We start from the raw sequence: 18757 nt of genomic DNA, 5'->3' as shown, positions 1-18757 counted from the left end.
TGCGAGAGCCTCCCACGGCTGGAGGCGTCCACAAAGTAATCAGGCCGGGGTGGTAGTTTCTATAGCGTGAGTGAAAACAGTCGTCGACGTGTCATAACCTCCCTTCTAGCGGGGCTTTCCGCTAGCGCAGTGGTCCTGGCAGGGTGCTCCTCCGATGTGGAAGGAGACATCGATGCCGGAATGGGCAACGCCACGCCAGTGCCGGCCGCTTCACCCGCTGCTCCCGATACTGCTATCGGTAGAGCCAAGAAGATTGATGAGGACGTTACCGATGCCGTGCTGGTCGGCGACCGAGTTGTCCTGAAGGCCGGGGACAAGATCTTTGCCGGTCCGCTGAATAACCCAATTGAGCGATCAATGAAGCTGGGCGCGAAGTGTGGTGAGCTCGCGCCGGGCGGCCCTAACGCTCTGCTGCCGTGTGAAGATGGCATCCACGTCATTACTGACCAGGCTACGGAAACGGCCGTTGTCGGCCGTGGCACCAACTACTCCGCCGCAGTTGGCCTGGAAGGCGGTCGCATCATCGGTGCCCATGCGGATAGCAATGTCGTCGATGTGTTCGGCGCTGATGGCGAGTTGGCCAGTGACTTCAAGGCTGCCAATAACGGTTCGCAGCTCGTTGAGATTCCCAAAGCGGACAATGACGCGGACGTCAAGCTGTTAGAGGTCAACCGTCCGGAGACTTCGGTGCATGAGCTCAAGCTCGATGAGTCTCGCGCTGGCTCTGCGCTGCGTGCGGGCATCGGCGTCGGCAAGGTAGCTTCCGGTGATCATGTCATTGCTGCCGCAGACACCAAGGGCAACCAGCTTCTTATTTACACTGCCACTGACGTCATTCGCCTCCACCAGGCAGCTCCGGCCCCGGAGGCTCCGTGGGCGGTAGCGGTCGATGAATCGCGCGGAATTGTCTGGGTGACTTCGACGAAGGTGAACAAGCTCACGGGCTACGACATCAGCTCGGGTACCCCAGTCAAGGTCGCGGACATCAACACGGTTGCAGATCCACAGTCGATTGTTGCCACCGAGGATGGCCAGATTGGCGTCTTCTCGGCTACCGGTGACGGGGCCCAGATTTTTGACTCCGCGGACGTCGATAAGGCAATTGCTGATTTCAAGCAGGATGCAGAGAAGATTCGTGAGGAGATGTCGGTTCGGGAACCAGCCGATAAACTACCGACCGGTGCAGGTGACACCAAGGGAGCAGACGACTCCGAGGGAGAGACTAAGTAGATGCCTTCGAAACTTCGCGCCAAGTCCTATCAACTCGCGCTAAAGGCAATGTTCCAGGTCCCACCGGAGCAGATTCACGAGGCCATCTCGAAGACCCTGAAGGGGCTGCAGAAGTCGGAGAGTCTACAGCGGGCGGTGAGCAAGTTACTCGTTGTTGACGATGCTGTGCTGCGTCAAACCGTGTTCGGCGTGGACTTCCCGCGTCCGCTGGGGCTCGCCGCAGGCTTCGACAAGGCTGCTATTGCTCCGGATTGCTGGGGGCCAATTGGTTTTGGCTACGCGGAACTGGGAACCGTGACTGCCAAGCCGCAGCCGGGCAATGATCGCCCGCGTCTGTTCCGTCTGAAGGAAGATCGCGCCATTTTGAACCGTATGGGTTTCAACAACCCCGGCGCCGCTGCTGTAGCGGAGAACTTGCGGGCGCGTCGCAGTGACGACGTGATTGGTATCAACATTGGTAAGACCAAGGTGACTCCGCTGGAAGAGGCCGTCGATGACTATCGAGAATCGGCTAGCCAGCTCGGCGGCTTGGCGGACTACGTTGTTGTTAACGTCTCCTCACCGAACACGCCGGGTCTGCGCGACCTTCAGGCGGTGGAGTCACTGCGCCCGATTCTGGCAGCGGTGACTGAGGAGACCGACTCGCCGGTGCTGGTCAAGATTGCTCCTGATCTCTCCGACGATGATGTCATCGCAGTTGCTGACCTGGCTGTTGACCTGGGGCTGGCAGGCATTGTGGCTACCAACACCACCATTTCTCGTGAGGGTCTGCGTACGCCCGCGGATGAGGTCGCGGAGATGGGGGCCGGTGGAGTCTCGGGTGCTCCTGTGGCAGCTCGGTCACTAGAGGTGCTGAAGCTGCTGCACGAGCGCGTCGGAGACAAACTAGTTCTCATCAGCGTCGGCGGCATTGAAACTGCTGAGCAGGCGTGGGAGCGGATTGCCAACGGCGCATCCCTACTGCAGGGCTACACACCGTTGATTTATGGCGGTCCAGACTGGATTCGTGACATCCACCAAGGGTTGGCTCGCCAGATTCGAGCTCAGGGCTTCTATTCCATTTCGGAGGCTGTCGGCTGTGGTCTGCCGTGGCGTGGTTAACTGCTGAAAGCGGTTGAGGCTTCCTAACCCAAAAATAAACACGTGACCCCGGGTCCTGCGGCCATGAAGGCGCTGGCCCCGGGGTTTTCTGTATGAGTAGCGTGCCCGGTCGGTTGAGTTGCCCGTGTGGGCGCCGTATCCCTACTCCCCGACGTTCTCCCACCACGGCGTGATAATGGCACGCGCAATCGAGTGGAAGTACAGGTTGAAGCCAAGCACGGTCGGCGTCGCATCTTCCGGAACTTCAAGCTTCTCCACGTCGACCGCGTGCACCGCATACATGTAACGGTGTGGGGCATGCTGCGCTGGTGGGTTAGCTCCGTAGTGACCACGCATGCCCGAGTCGCCGACAAGCTGGATAGCGCCTTCTGGCAGCTTAGAGCCGTCTTCGGAGCCAGCTCCCTGTGGCAGACCCTTTTCGGTCGCTGGAATGTTGAAGACAGCCCAGTGCCAGAAGCCCGAAGCGGTCGGAGCATCCGGATCGAAGCAGGTCACGGCAATGGATTTAGTGCCCTCCGGCAGATTTGCCCAATCCAGTTGTGGGGAAACATTCGACGGAGCGCGGAATTCATCTGCAATCTTCACGCCGTCCTTGATATCTGGCGAGGACAGCTCGAAGGTTGGCAAATCCTTCAGCGGTGCGTACGGATCTGGGCCCGGGAAAACCGGAGCATTTGCAGTGTCGTTTGCGGTGTCGTTGGAATTCGTAGTCATAACTACCAGTTTGCCTACTTTATGAGCGCGCTGCAGGGACTTCACAAGACTCCCTATCTGCAGGGCCTGATTCTCAGTGCGAATCCAAGGCGGATGCGGGGCTAACACCGCTGATGTAATTACACCCAGGTTTGGTGCGCTAATGCCCCGCTGACCTGCCAATTTGTGTTTCATTATGTAGTCGGGATACAGTATCACAGGTCAGCACGGAAGTGCTTCCTACCCGGTCCGGGTGGCGGAATGGCAGACGCGCTAGCTTGAGGTGCTAGTGCCCTATTAACGGGCGTGGGGGTTCAAGTCCCCCTCCGGACACAAGATAAATCCCGAGAAACTGCAATTAGTGCAGCTCTCGGGATTTTTGCTTTGTCTGTCGGACCAATGGGACTGCCCTATTGCAGCGCCGAGGTCAAGCGGAAAACAGAGTCCAGGTAGCGCTGGCGAAGGGGCCGGTCATTCCATTCCTCCTGGGTGAGCAGGAAAGATTTGTCGCGGTACTCGTCGGCAAGCATGATCAGTTTGTCCACGATGGAACCGGCGGCGGAAAGAAGCGTGATCTCGTAGTTGAGGCCGAACGAGCGCATATCCAGATTGGAGGAGCCGAACATGGCCATGCGGTCGTCGATAACCATGAACTTGGAGTGCAGGACCGCAGGCGCCGGATAGCGGTAGATCTTCACGCCAGCGGTTAGCAGTGCCTGGTAGTAGGACTGCTGCGCGTGGCCGACCATGAACTGATCGGACTCTTCGTTGACGTAGAGCTGGACGTCGATGCCTCCATATGCGGCAGAGGTCAGCGCCATGAGCATGGATTCGTCGGGGACGAAGTACGGGCTGACGGCGATAATCCGCTCGTGTGCCTGGTAGATCATGTTATTGAAGACGCGCAGGTTCGGCTCCGTGCTGAAGCCCGGACCCGACGGCAGCACCTGGACAACGTTGTAGTTGTCGTTGACTTCGGTGTTGTGGAGTGAATAGTCCCTGGTGGCGTCTGGGGTCTTGTATAGCTCGCTGGTCCAATCAACCGCGAAAATTGCGTCGAAGGCCAGCGCAATATCGCCCTCGAGCTCAATCCACGTGTCCACCCAGCGACGGCCGATCTTATGGTTCCTTTTCTTCTGATATTCGGGCTCAATCAAATTCTGCGAGCCCATGAATACAATGTCGCCGTCAACAACTACGAGCTTGCGGTGATTACGCAGATCCAGGCGGCGCCAGGTGAGCTTCAGCAAGCTCACGGGCAGCATCGGGTGCCAGGAGATTTTAGCCTGGTCCAGGCGCTTTTTCAGCTTGTAGTAGCCGGGGTACTTCCACGAACCAATTGGATCGACCAGTACCTTGACCTCTAGTCCCCTGTCGTGCGCGCGTTCAAGAGCCTGTATGAAAGGCTCCGTGCTGGAATCCAGTGCAAAGATGTAGGACTGCACGTGGATTGATTTCTGGGCCGCATCGATGGTCTCAATCATGCGGTCAATGGAGGCGTCGAATTCGGTGAAAAGTCCCTTTTCCGCGCTGGCAATTGCCGGCATTCCCGTGAGCTGGCGCGAGAGCTTGAATACGTTGACAACGTCATCTTCTATCTCGGCATCGTCCGGTACGTCGGGCAGATGCTCGGTACGTTCCGCAATGAGCTCCTGTGCCAGTGCCTGTACCTCATGCCGACGGCCCGTAATCTGCTGCGAGCCCAGGAAGAGGAACAGAGGTAGGCCGATAAATGGAATCAGCAGAATCAGCAGCAGCCACGCCGTCGAAGCCGATGGGCTTCGGTTTTCCGGCACCCATCCAATCGCGATGAACTTAATCGTGTAGTCGAGTGCGAAAAATAGTACTTGCCACCACGTTAAGTCCTCCACCAGCCATGGGAAAGCGCTCATCAACCAATCCATGCAGATGATATTACTGAAGGAATTTTCAGTATCTTTGGTCGCTGCCCCTTAGGAGCGCTCTCCCCTTTTTTGCGACAGCTTATTGTGACATCTGAAATTGAATACTGATATCAATACGTAGTAATGTTCACCTTATTGAACATACTAAGTGTTTGGCATGTCGACTTCGAAAGGACTTACCCCTCCAAATGACTGAGAAGGCTCCTACGAGCACCGAGCTCGACGTTGTCACTAACGTACTGAAGTTGATGGCGGACAAGACGCGTCTCTCCATCCTGTCACTCCTTCGTGACGGGGAGATGACCGTCACCGCCATCGCTAGTGCGCTCGATCGCCCCATCCCCGCGATTTCTCAACACCTGGCGAAGTTGCGCATGGCCAATATGGTGCAGACCCGCAAGGAGGGCACGTCTAGCTTCTATTCGCAGCCCGACGAGCACCTCACCAACCTGGTGATCAACGCTCTCCACTTCGCCGAACACACGCTCTACAGCAATCCGCCCCATCACCGCGGTCAGTAGGCGCACACGGATACGCTCGCTTTACGACGAAAACCCCGCGACCCAACCGGACAGACTCCAATAGGTGATCGCAGGGTTGCTTGTCTTTGGCGCTGCTAGTTTCCCACCCGTGCGGCTAGGAATTGGTCTCGCTGGTGGGAGCTACGTTGTTCAGTACCTAATCGTCGAGCCCGGCGTTCGGTGCCCTTCCTTTGTCGAATGCCTCCATAATGCGCTGGGCAGCGAGCGTCGGTGTGAGCTGCCCCGAGCGGAGTTGTTTTTCCACCAGGGAGCTCTCTATCTGCACAGCCTCGTTGGTGTTGAGTCGCTGCAAGAGCGTTTCGTGCACCATGGACCACATCCACTTAATCTGCTGGTTAGCGCGGTTTTCATCGAAGAGATGATTCTCGTGCATAGCCTCGACATGGTCTTCGATGGCTTGCCAGAACTTGTCGATGCCGTCGTCTTCCAATGCCGACATAGTCAGCACCGGTGGAGTCCAGACTTGATCTGAGGAACGCACCATCTTCATGGCGGTCATCAGGTCACGCGCAGCGCGTTTTGCCGGGCGCAGGTTCTTACCGTCCGCCTTGTTGATAGAAATCACGTCGGCCATTTCCAGCACACCCTTCTTGATGCCCTGGAGTTGGTCGCCAGCGCCGGCGAGTGCCAAAAACGCAAACGTATCTACCATCTGTGCCACCGCGACCTCGGACTGACCGACGCCGACAGTCTCGACGATGACAATGTCGTAGCCTGCGGCCTCCAGCACCACCATGGCTTCACGGGTTGCCTTGGCGACACCACCGAGCGTGCCCGCAGAAGGCGACGGACGGATGAAGGCCTCATCCGCGGCCGAGAGCCGGGACATACGGGTCTTGTCGCCCAGAATCGAACCACCGGACTTCGTCGACGACGGGTCGATGGCCAGCACTGCAACGCGGTGGCCCTCCTCAATCAGCTTCAGCCCGAGGGTTTCAATCGTGGTTGATTTACCGACGCCGGGGACACCGGTAAGGCCGACACGCATAGCCTTTCCGGAAAATGGCAGCAACTTCACCAGTAGTTCCTGAGCCAGCACCTTATGCGCCGGAGCAGTCGACTCCAACAGAGTGATTGCCCGAGCTAACTTAGTGCGGTTTCCAGCCCGCACGCCCTCAAAGAGGTCGTCAACATCGATCCGTCGTCGCGCACGACGGACGACTTCGGGGGCCACAGCTGTCTTGCCCTCAACGACCGTGCCAGCGGTAGTGACGAGGGTGCCCAGGTTTTCTTCAAGAAACTCGTTCATCGCTACTTCTCAATTCCGACAACGCGCTGAGCTGAACGCTCAGCTCAGCGCGTATGCGGTAGTTAATTAGGACTCTTCGTCAACGGCAATGTCGAGGCCCAGCTCGGCAGAGAGCTTGGTCATCATGTCGATTGCCGAATCAGCGATGACAGTGCCCGGCGGGTAAATAGCCGCGGCGCCGGCATCGTAGAGTTCCTGGAAGTCGCCCGGTGGGATAACACCACCGACGACAATCATGATGTCCTCGCGACCCAGCTTTGCCAGCTCATCGCGAAGAGCAGGCACGAGCGTCAGGTGTCCGGCGGCTAGCGAAGAAACACCGACGACGTGGACATCCGAGTCGACTGCCGATTTGGCGGCCTCCTCCGGAGTCTGGAACAACGGCCCCACGTCAACGTCCATGCCGAGGTCCGCATAGGCGGACGCGATGACCTTCTGGCCGCGGTCGTGACCATCCTGGCCCATCTTGGCCAGGAAGATACGCGGACGGCGACCTTCCTGCTCTTCGAACTTATCGGCCATGGCAATGGCCTTGGAGACGTTAGACACGGCACCCTCCTTGCCAACTTCGTCCTTGTAGACGCCGGAGAGGGTACGAATCTCGGCCTGGTGGCGGCCGAAGACCTCTTCCATGGCGTCGGAGATTTCACCGATGGAGGCCATGGCGCGAGCACAGTCGACAGCGAGCTTCAACAGGTTCTTGTCCAGGTCCCCCGGTTCACCCGGGTTACGACAAGCATCGGTCAGAGCGGCCAGTGCCTTCTGAACCTCTTCCTCGTCGCGCTCGGCACGCAGGCGAGCCAGCTTGTCAATCTGCTCCTGGCGCACGCGGGAATTCTCAACCTTGAGAACCTCGATGGCTTCGTCCTCTTCGACCTGGTACTTATTCACGCCAATGAGAGCCTGGCGCCCCGAGTCAATACGAGCCTGCGTACGAGCTGCCGCCTCTTCAATGCGGAGCTTCGGAATGCCCTCGATAGTGGCCTGTGCCATACCGCCAGCCTCTTCGACCTCGTCGATGTGCTGGCGTGCACGCTTGACCAGCTCGTTGGTCAACCACTCGATGTAGTAGGAACCAGCCCACGGATCAACCGGACGCGTGGTGTTGGACTCCTGCTGGAGCAGCAGCTGAGTGTTACGAGCAATACGGGCCGAGAAGTCAGTCGGCAGTGCCAAGGCCTCGTCCAGGGCGTTGGTGTGCAGCGACTGGGTGTGGCCCTGCGTTGCGGCCATAGCCTCAACCGCAGTACGAGCGACGTTGTTGTAGACGTCCTGGGCGGTCAGCGACCAACCGGAGGTCTGCGAGTGAGTACGCAGGGACTGCGACTTCGGGTTCTTCGGACCAAACTTGCCAACCAGCTCAGACCAGAGGATACGGCCTGCACGCAGCTTGGCAATCTCGGTGAAGGTGTTCATCGAGATGCCCCAGAAGAAGGACAGACGCGGAGCGAACTTATCAACTTCCAAGCCAGCGTCAATACCGGCCCGCAGGTACTCGATGCCGTCGGCAAGCGTGTAAGCGAGCTCGAGGTCGGCCGTCGCGCCGGCTTCCTGAATGTGGTAGCCGGAAATCGAAATCGAGTTGAACTTCGGCATCTTTGCCGAGGTGTACTCGAAGATCGAAGAGATGATTCGCATCGAGGGCTTCGGCGGGTAAATGTAGGTGTTACGAACCATGAACTCCTTGAGAATGTCGTTCTGGATCGTACCGCGCAGTTGCTCAGTCGAAACGCCCTGCTCTTCAGCAGTGACAATGTAGAAGGCCAGAATCGGCAGCACAGCGCCGTTCATGGTCATAGACACCGAGACACCGCCCAGGTCAATGCCCTGGAAGAGCTCACGCATGTCGTAAATCGAGTCAATTGCCACGCCGGCCATACCGACGTCGCCGGACACACGCGGGTTGTCCGAGTCGTAGCCACGGTGGGTAGCCAGGTCGAAAGCGACCGAAAGGCCCTTCTGGCCGGCCGCGAGGTTGCGGCGGTAGAAGGCATTGGACTCAGCTGCGGTGGAGAAGCCAGCGTACTGGCGAATAGTCCACGGTTGGTTGGTGTACATGGTCGGGTACGGCCCGCGCATGAATGGGGCGATACCCGGGAAAGAATCTACCGGGTGGCCCTCGGCAGCAGCGGCGTCGCGGTCAGCGCGATCGTAGACGCGCTTGACATCGATGCCCTCTGGAATGGTCCACACTTCACCAGCTTCCGCGGCAGCTGCCTTGTTGGTGGCAGCGGCTGCGTCGTCGGTGTTGCGGGAGATGTCAGCGAAATTTGGGATGGTGGTCATTACTTCCTTCACGCTCCCAGTTCGTTCAGCAGTCGGGACAGCTCCGCGACAGCATCGATGGTCATGTTCAGGTATCCGTCGGGGCGAGCGTCCTCAGCGGCATTGGCGAAGCTCTTCTCGGAGCCGGCCACCAAGACCTCCTTAGCGCCGGCGGCGCGGGCGGCCTTGACAGCGTCCTGGCCCGAGGCCTCGTACTCGCTGTCGGCTGCGCACAGCACGACAATCGGAGAGGCCTTCACTGCCTCTTCGAAACCTGCCTCGCCCGGCACAACCTGGCCGGGGTTGGCGACGGCGATACCGCCGGAAGCCAGCAGGTTGGAGGTAAAACCAGTGCGGATGTTGTGCTTGGCCAGCGGACCCAGCGGCAGCATGGCAATCAGCGGACGGTTGCCCTTTTCAGCCAGGAAGTCATCGGAGCGGTTGCGCAGCGCCTCGAAGTCGCTGGCCCAACGGCGAATCGGGTCGCCCTCCGGGCGGGCCTCAGGAGCCAGTGGGGCCTCAGCCAGGTTCGGGAACTCGTTGATGGCGGTGACCTTGGTGCGGCGGTGTGCGATGTCGGCGCGGCGCTTTTCCCAGGTAGCGTCCAGGGCGGCGCGAATATCGGCCTCCGCGGAGGCGAAACCGCCGCCGGCCTCAGTGCCGGTAAAGATCTCCCATGCCTTGTCGGCCATTTCTTCGGTCAGGTCTTCGACGAAGTAGGAGCCACCTGCTGGGTCGGCGACGTAACCAAGGTGAGACTCTTCCAGCAGCAACAGATTGGTGTTGCGAGCGATGCGAGCCTTGAAAGTCTTGGAGACGTTCGGCATGCCGCCGACAACTGCGTAATCAAACGGCAGAACCTCAACTGAGGAGGCACCGCCGACACCTGCGGCGAAGGAGGCGACAGTCACACGCAGCATGTTGACCCACGGATCGCGCTGGCTGAACATGACCGGGGCTGTCACGGCGTGCATCGGAGCGCGGCCAGCTTCAGGGGCGCCGATAACCTCAGCAACGCGGGCCCAGAGAACGCGAGCGGCGCGGAACTTCGCAATGGTGTCGAACTGATCGTCGGTAGCGGCAAAGCGGAAAGCGATCTGGCCGAGGGCTTCTTCAGCGCTCAAGCCCGCGTCGGTCAGCGCACGCAAGTAGGCGACACCAACGGCGAGACTGTAGCCAATCTCCTGGATGTTGTTTGCACCCAGGTTGGAGAAAACAACGCCGTCGACAAGCAGGGCACGGACGTCGCCCGGCTGCTTAGCCGCCTTGACGGCCAGCTGCGTGGCCTCGTCGAGAGAAATATCGTCAATACCGGCAAAAGCGGAGGTCAGCGGAGCCGCGGAAAGCTCGACTGCGACGGCGTCCGGATTAGTCGGGTTTGCCTGCTCGATGTAGGACGTCAGTGCTTCCGCAACCTGCGCAGTCTTCTTACCGGCATGCACGGCAATCGGAGCAAGGTCGACGTAGACGTTGTTGAGCAGAGCCGGCACATCAGCGGCTTCGAGGGAGCCGGTGAAGTCCAGGCGGATGTCCGTGGTGCCGTTTTCCAGTGCAGTCAGCAGAGTCTCGTTGACGGCCTTTGGGTCAAGTGCATCCTCACCTGGGTACTGGCGACCGAAGGTTTCCCGAACGCCCCAACCGTTGGTGTTGTCCGAAGTGACCTTTGCGCCACGGACGAATGGGAACTGGCCCGGAGCTGGGCTTTCCGCGAGCTCGTCCGCGCGGGTGTAGAGCGGGCGAACATCGACACCGTCATAGGTGGTCTGAATCAGTCGTTTCCAAATATCGAGCGGTACATCTGCAACGTCTTGCTTGTGCACCCGCGCGAATACCTTGGCCACGCCCTGATACCAGGAATTCTGCAATTCCTCGAAGTTTGGTGGCAGCGTGGAAGGTGATTCGGGGGTCGTTCGGTCAGTCACGACAGACCTTCTCCCTTACATGTTCTAAGCAACGCCTCTATCAATCCATAACCGAGGAAATTCGGCTGCGACAATTTCCGAATTCTCCGCGACGGAAAGGGATTTAAAGGCGTTGGCTTCCTCCAATAGTCAATAAGAGCCACTAGTCAGACGCTAAGACTCACCCGAGTGTCCATGCACTGAACTTTTCAGCTATTTGTGCAATACCCTTACGTTCGGTTTTGTGCTGACGGGCACGTCAAGTGCTCGAGCCAAGGCATAGTGACCTTGATTCCCATCCTAGTGAAATAATGGGCAAACGCCTTTAGCCGCTGACTAGCCCTCCTCGCAGAGCCTCCAACGCGCAGGTCACACGCTTCCCCGCAATCCCCGGTAACCTCAAATGGGTGAACGTATCCGATGTGCGAATTACCCCTACACTCAAAAAGGTTCTGCTGGTGCTAGCCGTAGGTGTGGGGGTCGTCGTCACGCTGTACGTCGATGTTCCCACCGTCGCTACCATCCGGCAGTGGTCCATCGATGCCGGTGACTGGTTCCCGCTCCTCTACTTTCTCGCATACGTTGCACTGACTCAGTTCCCAATCCCCCGCACCGTATTCACTTTGGCTTCCGGAATTCTCTTCGGGCCAGTGCTCGGTTTCCTGCTGGCAATTACTGCGACGACGGTTTCTGCCCTTCTCTCCCTCTGTATTGTGCGGTTTTTGGGACGCGATTGGTTTCGCACGCACCTGACCAACCGCCGTCTTCTCAGTCTCGACCATCGGTTGGAGCAACGCGGCTGGCTCACAGTGCTCAGCTTGCGCATGATTGCTGGCGTGCCATTTTCGTTTCTCAACTACGCCTGTGGACTGTCGTCGATACGCATCGTGCCGTATATCATCGCCACTGCCCTAGGTTCGGCGCCGAACACACTCGCCGTCGTTCTGCTTGGCGACGCGCTGTTGGTCGGCTTCGACGTGCGCTTTGCGGTGGCCACGGGAATTCTGCTCGTGCTTGGCTTGCTGGGACTTCTTGCGGACGCCAAGTTCCCTGTCGTAACCGGTTCTTCGAAACGTTAAAACACCGCTTGGCGCTCTTGAGCTAGACGTGAGTTTTCGGCGAGTTGGTGTGGGGCGCCCGTGAGTGTGCGGAGGGAAGGAAAGTGTCTTAGCCCAACTGTCAAGGGGTGGGGCTAGACTAGAGCGTATGTATTCAGTCTTTGCCAGGTATCGCGGTCGATCTACTCGCAGGGCAGATCACGTTCAGGCCTCTGCGCAGGCACTTTCCGGCCTGGAAGGCGTAGGAACTGTTGAGGTTGCAGGTATCGAAGAGCTTCGCGCAGCTCCTGAAAATGCTGTGGGAGTCACCACGCTTGTGCTGGCGCTATTGGCCGCAGGTGACTGGGCGATAGGTATCGGTGTTTGTCCTCAGGACGACATTGAGCAAGCGCATCTGGCATCGAGCTCAGTCATCGGTAAGGGAGGCAGGGCCGGCACGGTAAAAACCCGCATTCGGACTAACAATCCGCGTGGTAAGGATTACTCGGAGGATATTGGTGCAGCATTCACATTGCTGCACCACGTTATCTCTCGCAGGTCCCCCGAAGGCCGCGAGGCAACTGGTTTGGTTCGCGCTGGTTATTCACAGGTAGAGGCCGCGGAAGAATTGGGAGTTTCAAAGCAGGCCGTCAATCAGCGCCTCGCAGCAGCTGGCTGGCAGGCGGAGCTGGCCGGATGGAACCTGGCCGTCCACCTGCTTCAGCGAGCTGATGAGTTATAAAAGCTTACTGCCCATTTTCTGGGGCGTAAGGGTCACGTGACCATCCTGAAAAATCTGGACGCTCGGCGGAGTGTGTACCGCCGCCTGCATTGGTATTGCCGGTGCCAGGAGCCGAGGGCAGGTCACGTTTGCCGGAAGGAACTGACGGCGCAGCCGGTGTGGCCGGCGCAGCGGGCGCAGCCGGTGTCGCAGGTTCAACCGCTGCCGGGCCGTTCTGGCCACCCAACTGTTCAGGCTGAGCGGGCTGAGCCGAATCAGCGCGGCGATTCTTCTTCCTCTCAGGGGTATTACCAGCTGCTGCAGCTACCGGATCATCAACCGGGCGGTTAGCGACCTCGTTCGCCGCGGCAACTGCACGAGCCAACTCCGGGTTAGTCGACATGTCGAACCAGTTCTCGTCGCGGCCCTGCTCAGCCTCTTCCTTGGTCTCTCGGCTCACGGCCGGAGGCTCGTAGCGGAAGATACCGTCGGCATCCTTCTTGCCGAAAGCCCTAGCGAAGCTCTCGAGACTGTCGCCGAACTGCGACGGAATCATCCAAACAGTATTGCCGTCCTTATTTGCCAGCTCAGGCAGCTTCTCCAGGTATTGCCAGGCAAGAATCTCAGGTGTCAACTGTGAAGCCTTAACAGCTGCGTTGACCTTCTGGATAGCGCGAGCATTACCCTGTGCCTCAAGGTAGGTAGCGGCGCGAGTACCCTCAGCGCGCAGAATGGTTGCCTGACGCTCAGCTTCAGCAGCCAGAATTGCTGCGTGCTTGTTACCTTCGGCGGCGAGAATCTGTGCCTGCTTACGGCCCTCAGCAGTTTTAATATCGGCTTCGCGGGTACCTTCCGCAGTCAGAATCATGGCGCGCTTCTCGCGATCGGCCTTCATCTGCTTTTCCATCGACTGCTGAATCGACGGCGGCGGCTCAATGGCCTTTAGCTCCACACGAGCGATACGAAGACCCCACTTGGCAGTGGCCTCGTCCAGCTCGCCGCGCAGACGGCGGTTGATGTAGTCACGGGAAGTCAGTGTCTCTTCCAGTGTCAGGCCACCTACGACGTCGCGAAGCGTTGCGGTGGTGATCTGTTCGACGCCGAAGATGTAGTCATCGATACCGTAAATTGCCCGATCCGGTTCATTGACCTGGAAGGTCACGACGGTATCGATAGCCACAGTCAGGTTGTCTTCGGTGATCACTGCCTGTGGCGGGAAGGTAACCATACGCTCACGGGTATCGACCTTCTCGCGCACTCGGTCAATGATCGGGATGATGAAGTTCAGGCCGCTGTTCAGTGTCTGCGTGTATCGTCCCAGTCGCTCTACGATTGCCGCTTCACCCTGAGGAACCAGGACAATCGCTTTGAGAACCAAGGTAACAACCACGAGAATGAAAACGACGAGGATGATAAAGCCTTCCATGGGATTCCCTCGTAGCTAGAAACTGTGTGGTCAGTTATTTAATGGTCAGTAACTAAGAGTGCTCCGAGCGCCCTTTAAGTGAGTTGGCTGCTCAGAGCAGCTTGTCCACTACTGCGGTATTGCCCGAAATCTCTACAATCGTGACTCTTTCCTTCGCATCGAAGGTCTGCGCAGTCAGAAGACTGCGCGCGCTCCACAACTCGCCATTGACCTTAATCAGACCCGCTGACGAGGAAACTGGCTCGATGACCTCAGCATGACGGCCCGCTAGCAGTTCCGGACGCGACTCCAGTTCGGCGGACTTGTCCGGTTTTGCCATCTTTTTGCGCAACACAGGGCGAACTGTCAGCACAAGTGCGGCGGACACAACGGCGAAGATAACCACTGATAGCCAAAGCGGCGCTCCAAGCTGGCTCGCACCGGACGCTGCCAGTGCACCACCTCCGAGCATTAACAGTGCTAAATCTCCGACTGCGAGTTCACCGAGAACCAGTAGGAGGCTTGCTCCGAGCCAAAGGAGAGGAATCACGCCCTCACCCTACCTACTTTGCAGAACAAATGTGGGGCGAGTGGAGCCAGTATTCCGGGGTCAGTACTGCATATGTGGCTCAGTTACGAAGTCGACCAGGCGCTCAACTGCGCCAATCAAATCTGACTCCAGATCACGGTAGGTGTGTACACCTGCGTAGACACGTCGCCAGCCCTCCTTGGGGTCGTCTCCCCAGCCCAAGCGACGGCAGATTCCTGTCTTCCAGTCCTCCCCGTAGGGAACTTCCGGCCATGCCTCGATGCCTACCGACGAGGGTTTGACCGCTTGCCAGACATCGATAAACGGGTGGCCTGTGACCATCACGTGCGGGCCGAGCTGCTGAGTCATGCGGCTTTCCTTACTGCCCTCCACCAAGTGGTCTGCCAGGACTCCGACGCGGCGCTTCGGACCCGGACCAAATTCGGCCAAGCGTTCTGGAAGGTTGTCCAAGCCCTCCAGATACTCCACGACTACGCCCTCAACACGCAGATCGTGGCCCCACACCTTCTCGACGATTGCCGCGTCATGAATACCCTCGACCCAGATACGGCTGGGGAGAGCAACCTTGGCCTTGACGTTGTGGACCTTGCGCGAGCCCGATGCCGACAGATCCTGCGAGGGCTTTTTGGGTTGTGCTTTCGGACGCACCAGAGTCACAGGTTTGCCGTCGATGAGAAAACCGCGCTCGTGCATGGGAAACAGCCGAGACTTGCCGTGGCGGCCCTCCAGCCGGACGCACCAGCCGTCGAAAGTTTTCTCCAACCCGATAATTGCACCGACGAATCCGTCATAGGACGCCTCGACGACAACACCATTTTCTGCTGTCACCTCGCGTGCCGGCTGTGGGATACGACGGCGGTGGCCACGTGCGCCAGCGAACACGTCCTGATTGCGGTACGGGTCTTGAAAGCTCATGGGTACTGAGATTAACAGCATCGGTTACGGGACCAACGACACGCTGCACTAGGATGAGCTGCACTATGCAGCGCAGTGTTCTCGACCAGGTCTGGAGTCCAACTCAGCACATCGCCCTTTGGCTGGGCGCGTGGTTGTCGGGTTTGGAAAACTACGATCATCTCCTCGACGCGCTAGACTCGCTCGGCGGACCCACGTCAGTTCCGGGGACGTTCGTGCTTGCCGACGCCACGGTTCCGAATGTCATCGATTGCGACGCTGATCTCGATCGAAGCGACATGCTCCGCCTTCTTCGAGCGGTTACTGAAGCGGGAGATTGGCACAGTGACCACCGTCCCCTCGTCCGCCTCATTCTCTCCGGGCCCGGTGATGCACCTGCACTGCCTGCGGGAACCGACGCCGCTGAAGCTGCACGCGCAGCAGGCTCGGCCATTGTGATTGCGGATGCGGAGCCGGGCTGGAACCATGTGCTCATACCAGTGACAACGCCGGTGCCAGGCCTACCGCAGTGGCATTGGTACACACTGGAAGGCCACATTCCCGAGCCGGCCTATCTCTCCCCTGGCGAGGCGGATTTACAGCTGGCAGATGCGGCGCGGGTTGCGGCTGCCACGATTGCGGCGATGCCGCGTTCACCGCTGACGTCGTCAAGCAGTGGTGCCCCGAAAGTGGATCCCCGGCTGATGGTCGGCATGCTCGATGACCACCTGGACATGGCCTTTGTGCCGGATGATGTGCCACGCCGTGCACTGGGAGTGCTCGCCAGAGCTGATCGGGTGTCGTCGATTCTGGCGGTGGCACAGGGCAGCGAGTCGGGGCACGGCAGCGCCGCGTTTGATGCGCAGCTCATCCCGCTGTGGCGGAAGATTCGGCAGGCGCGGATGAGCGCGGTGGAATACGCGATTCAGGAGTGGACTCGCTAGGGATTTGCCTTGCCCCGCGGCCCCATTGCCGCCAAAGGAATCAGTGTGGGCGGCGCTTTTCCGGGGTACAACAGGATGCGGCGCAGGGGGCGCCGTTGCAGGCCGAGCCGAGTAGCGGTTCACTTCCCAGACGGCGGGGCTTGACATCTGCGATGCGCTCTTCGATGAGCTCCACGAGCATGTCGGTGAAAGTAGCCGTCGGACCAGGCGTTGCGACCCGCTCGATGACGATGTCGTGATGAGCCATTTCATCCTGAAGCTCAGCATCCAAATCCCAGGCGACCTCAACATGATCCGAGATGAAGCCAATCGGGCACACTATTGCGGATCGGAGGCCGTTGGCGACCTTCGCTTCAACGTGGTCGACGATGTCAGGCTCCAACCACGGCACGTGCTCCGGGCCGGAGCGGGACTGCCAGACGACGTCAAAGTCGGTGATACCGACTGCATCGGCGACGAGCCGCGCTGCTTCGTTGACCTGGCGAGAGTAAAGATTTCCGCCGAGTTCTACCGGCCCAGATGCCTTGTCCGCAGAGACCGGAATAGAGTGAGCGGTGAAAATAAGCCGGGCCTCGTCACGACGGTCATCCGGTAGCTTGGCAAACGCCTCACGCACGGCATCTGCATAGGCTTCTATAAAGAGCGGATGATCGTAGAAGCTCCGAATTTTCTCCATGTCAAAAGCACGGTCGCCCAGAGATTCGCGCATCCGAGCAATGTCTTCGTGATACTGGCGGCAGCCGGAGTATCCGCCCCAGGCGCTAGTGGCGAAAACGAGCGCTCGTTTAACGCCGTCATCAGCCATCTTTGCCGCGGTGTCTTCAGCCATCGGATGCCAATTGCGATTGCCGAAATAAACAGGCAAGTCATAGCCACGGCGAGTGAGCTCAGCCTTAAGGTTGGAGACAATTTCGCGGTTTAAATCGTTAAGCGGGGACTTACCGCCAAAGTGCGCGTAGTGTGCACCGACTTCGTCCAACCTCTCCGGCGGAATTCCGCGGCCGCGGGTGACATTCTCCAGGAAGGGACGCACATCGGCCATCTTTTCGGGACCGCCGAAAGACAACAGCAAAATAGCGTCAAAATTATCAGAAGACATAGCTAATCATGTTAGTAGCGCAGTCTGAGGACTCCATAAGACGACTGCTCAATGCCCCCGGCGTCTCCTGCCAATCGGGTTCCATACAAATCGCTTGACGACGGCACCCTAACCCAGCCCTACTGCGGAATTCGACGATTGGTCACAAGCAGTGAGCCCACGGTCACTAGCAGCACCGTGAAGGCTGCAATCAGATAGGGCCTCGGATTCTCGGCCCGCTTGAGTTCGTAACCGATGTCATCTTCCAGTGAGCCATAGGCATCGCGGAGCTGCTCGAGGGAACCAGCGCTGAAGAACTCACCTTTTGTTCGACGGGCGATCTCTCGCAGCGAATCGTCGTCGTTAGGCACTGGAATCAATTCGCCCTGAACCGTGATTGCGCCTTGCGCGGTACCGAACGAAATCGTGTTGACAGGCACCCCGGTCTTGGCGGCTTCGGCGGCCGCGGTATACGCGCCGCGGGGATCGTCGAGCTCTTGTGGGACGGTCTGTTTGCCGTCGGAAAGCAGCACAATTGTCGCTGGCGGGGCGCCTTCTCCCCCGCCCTGAACCGAGTCGCTGAACTGATTGATGGCATCCAGCGCGGCAGCGATGGCATCACCGGTAGCAGTCGCCTGATCTAACTCAGCAGCCTGGAGCGCTCGATTCACGGTGTCATGGTTGGTAGTCGGGCTGACAGCAGTGCGAGCGCGACCAGAGAACGTCACCAGGCCGATATTGAGGTCGTCGGGAAGGTTCTCCACGAACTCTTGGCCGGCTTCTTTAGCGGCAGTGATGCGGTCGGGCGCAACATCTGTGGCCGACATGGACAGCGAAACGTCGACCACCAGCATGACCGTCGCTCGGTTGCGGGCGACTTTGGTCTCCGAAATCGGACCAGCTAATGAAATGATGACCAGAACAAGTGACAACAGCGCACTGATAGCTACGACATGGCGCAGGCGTGCCGACGACTTATTCCCCAGTGACCCAACGATGGTGAAGTTGCCAAAGGCAATGGCACGTTGCTTTCGCTGCTTAGTACTGATCCAATAGGCCACGGCTGCCACGAGAGGCAGAGCGAGCGCGAGCAGCCAACCTGGGTGCGCAAAAGTTGAGTTTAGGAACGTCATCGCGGTATCAGTTTCCTCACATCCAGTCGCCTAAACAGTCGCGTATAAACCAGTGGCTATAGCCGGTTAGTCGGTGGCCCAAAAAAGATAGCACTAACAAGCGGTTACTC

16 protein-coding genes and 1 tRNA gene are annotated in these 18757 nt (G+C 58.8%); 7 read left to right on the top strand and 10 right to left on the bottom strand.

The features are described 5' to 3' along the window. Positions 1-66: 66 nt before the first annotated feature. The gene (locus tag QP982_RS04290; protein WP_179078157.1) at positions 67-1230 is read left to right on the top strand and encodes a hypothetical protein; all 1164 of its coding nucleotides are present in this window, start codon (positions 67-69) and stop codon (positions 1228-1230) included. Then, on the top strand, positions 1231-2331 hold the full coding sequence (locus QP982_RS04285; protein ID WP_016422783.1) for a quinone-dependent dihydroorotate dehydrogenase: 1101 nt from the start codon (positions 1231-1233) through the stop codon (positions 2329-2331). A 141-nt stretch (positions 2332-2472) separates the two neighbouring features. Here the strand turns inward: QP982_RS04285 and QP982_RS04280 are convergent, their stop codons facing one another. After that, positions 2473-3045: a YbhB/YbcL family Raf kinase inhibitor-like protein gene (locus QP982_RS04280; protein ID WP_070767485.1), complete on the bottom strand. Its 573-nt coding sequence runs from the start codon at positions 3043-3045 to the stop codon at positions 2473-2475. A gap of 226 nt (positions 3046-3271) precedes the next feature. Between QP982_RS04280 and QP982_RS04275 the strand changes: the two genes are divergently transcribed. Further along, positions 3272-3357: transfer RNA gene (locus QP982_RS04275), tRNA-Leu, on the top strand. A 77-nt stretch (positions 3358-3434) separates the two neighbouring features. Here QP982_RS04275 and cls read toward each other — a convergent pair. Then, positions 3435-4928, bottom strand: coding sequence for a cardiolipin synthase (cls, locus tag QP982_RS04270; RefSeq protein WP_502870630.1), 1494 nt, complete (start codon positions 4926-4928; stop codon positions 3435-3437). Between the two features lie 188 nt (positions 4929-5116). Between cls and QP982_RS04265 the strand changes: the two genes are divergently transcribed. After that, a complete protein-coding gene (locus QP982_RS04265) occupies positions 5117-5449 on the top strand; it encodes an ArsR/SmtB family transcription factor (RefSeq protein WP_284870242.1) in 333 nt (110 codons plus the stop codon). A 157-nt stretch (positions 5450-5606) separates the two neighbouring features. On the opposite strand, the gene meaB is transcribed toward QP982_RS04265, so the two are convergent. From meaB to QP982_RS04250, 3 genes are all read right to left on the bottom strand, one after another. Further along, positions 5607-6719, bottom strand: coding sequence for a methylmalonyl Co-A mutase-associated GTPase MeaB (meaB, locus tag QP982_RS04260; RefSeq protein ID WP_038625439.1), 1113 nt, complete (start codon positions 6717-6719; stop codon positions 5607-5609). A 66-nt stretch (positions 6720-6785) separates the two neighbouring features. After that, positions 6786-9005 (bottom strand): methylmalonyl-CoA mutase, encoded by a 2220-nt coding sequence (gene scpA, locus QP982_RS04255; protein WP_038625437.1) that lies wholly within the window; start codon positions 9003-9005, stop codon positions 6786-6788. Positions 9006-9013: 8 nt separating this feature from the next. Next, positions 9014-10906 (bottom strand): methylmalonyl-CoA mutase family protein, encoded by a 1893-nt coding sequence (locus tag QP982_RS04250; protein ID WP_048734125.1) that lies wholly within the window; start codon positions 10904-10906, stop codon positions 9014-9016. 386 nt (positions 10907-11292) lie between these two features. Between QP982_RS04250 and QP982_RS04245 the strand changes: the two genes are divergently transcribed. Beyond that, positions 11293-11964, top strand: coding sequence for a TVP38/TMEM64 family protein (locus QP982_RS04245; protein ID WP_052317814.1), 672 nt, complete (start codon positions 11293-11295; stop codon positions 11962-11964). Between the two features lie 127 nt (positions 11965-12091). Next, positions 12092-12664 (top strand): hypothetical protein, encoded by a 573-nt coding sequence (locus tag QP982_RS04240; protein ID WP_049190712.1) that lies wholly within the window; start codon positions 12092-12094, stop codon positions 12662-12664. Between the two features lie 4 nt (positions 12665-12668). Here the strand turns inward: QP982_RS04240 and QP982_RS04235 are convergent, their stop codons facing one another. The 3 genes from QP982_RS04235 to QP982_RS04225 all read right to left on the bottom strand — a co-directional run bounded on the left by QP982_RS04235 (position 12669) and on the right by QP982_RS04225 (position 15513). Beyond that, positions 12669-14069 (bottom strand): SPFH domain-containing protein, encoded by a 1401-nt coding sequence (locus tag QP982_RS04235; protein WP_256881640.1) that lies wholly within the window; start codon positions 14067-14069, stop codon positions 12669-12671. Positions 14070-14160: 91 nt separating this feature from the next. Then, positions 14161-14598 (bottom strand): NfeD family protein, encoded by a 438-nt coding sequence (locus tag QP982_RS04230; RefSeq protein ID WP_042388696.1) that lies wholly within the window; start codon positions 14596-14598, stop codon positions 14161-14163. Positions 14599-14658: 60 nt separating this feature from the next. Further along, positions 14659-15513 (bottom strand): DUF3097 domain-containing protein, encoded by an 855-nt coding sequence (locus QP982_RS04225; RefSeq protein ID WP_049170585.1) that lies wholly within the window; start codon positions 15511-15513, stop codon positions 14659-14661. A gap of 65 nt (positions 15514-15578) precedes the next feature. Between QP982_RS04225 and QP982_RS04220 the strand changes: the two genes are divergently transcribed. Further along, the gene (locus QP982_RS04220; protein ID WP_016422771.1) at positions 15579-16436 is read left to right on the top strand and encodes an Rv1486c family protein; all 858 of its coding nucleotides are present in this window, start codon (positions 15579-15581) and stop codon (positions 16434-16436) included. Positions 16437-16476: 40 nt separating this feature from the next. Here the strand turns inward: QP982_RS04220 and QP982_RS04215 are convergent, their stop codons facing one another. Beyond that, positions 16477-17535: a ferrochelatase gene (locus QP982_RS04215; protein ID WP_284870241.1), complete on the bottom strand. Its 1059-nt coding sequence runs from the start codon at positions 17533-17535 to the stop codon at positions 16477-16479. 119 nt (positions 17536-17654) lie between these two features. Beyond that, the gene (locus QP982_RS04210) at positions 17655-18647 is read right to left on the bottom strand and encodes a VWA domain-containing protein (protein WP_070438445.1); all 993 of its coding nucleotides are present in this window, start codon (positions 18645-18647) and stop codon (positions 17655-17657) included. Positions 18648-18757: the final 110 nt, after the last annotated feature.

Origin of the sequence: Corynebacterium sp. MSK019 (assembly GCF_030232425.1) — a bacterium.
Lineage (GTDB): Bacteria > Actinomycetota > Actinomycetes > Mycobacteriales > Mycobacteriaceae > Corynebacterium > Corynebacterium jeikeium_D.
The sequence above is the reverse complement of the archived record's forward strand: the minus strand, read 5'-3'. Positions and strand labels throughout refer to the sequence as shown.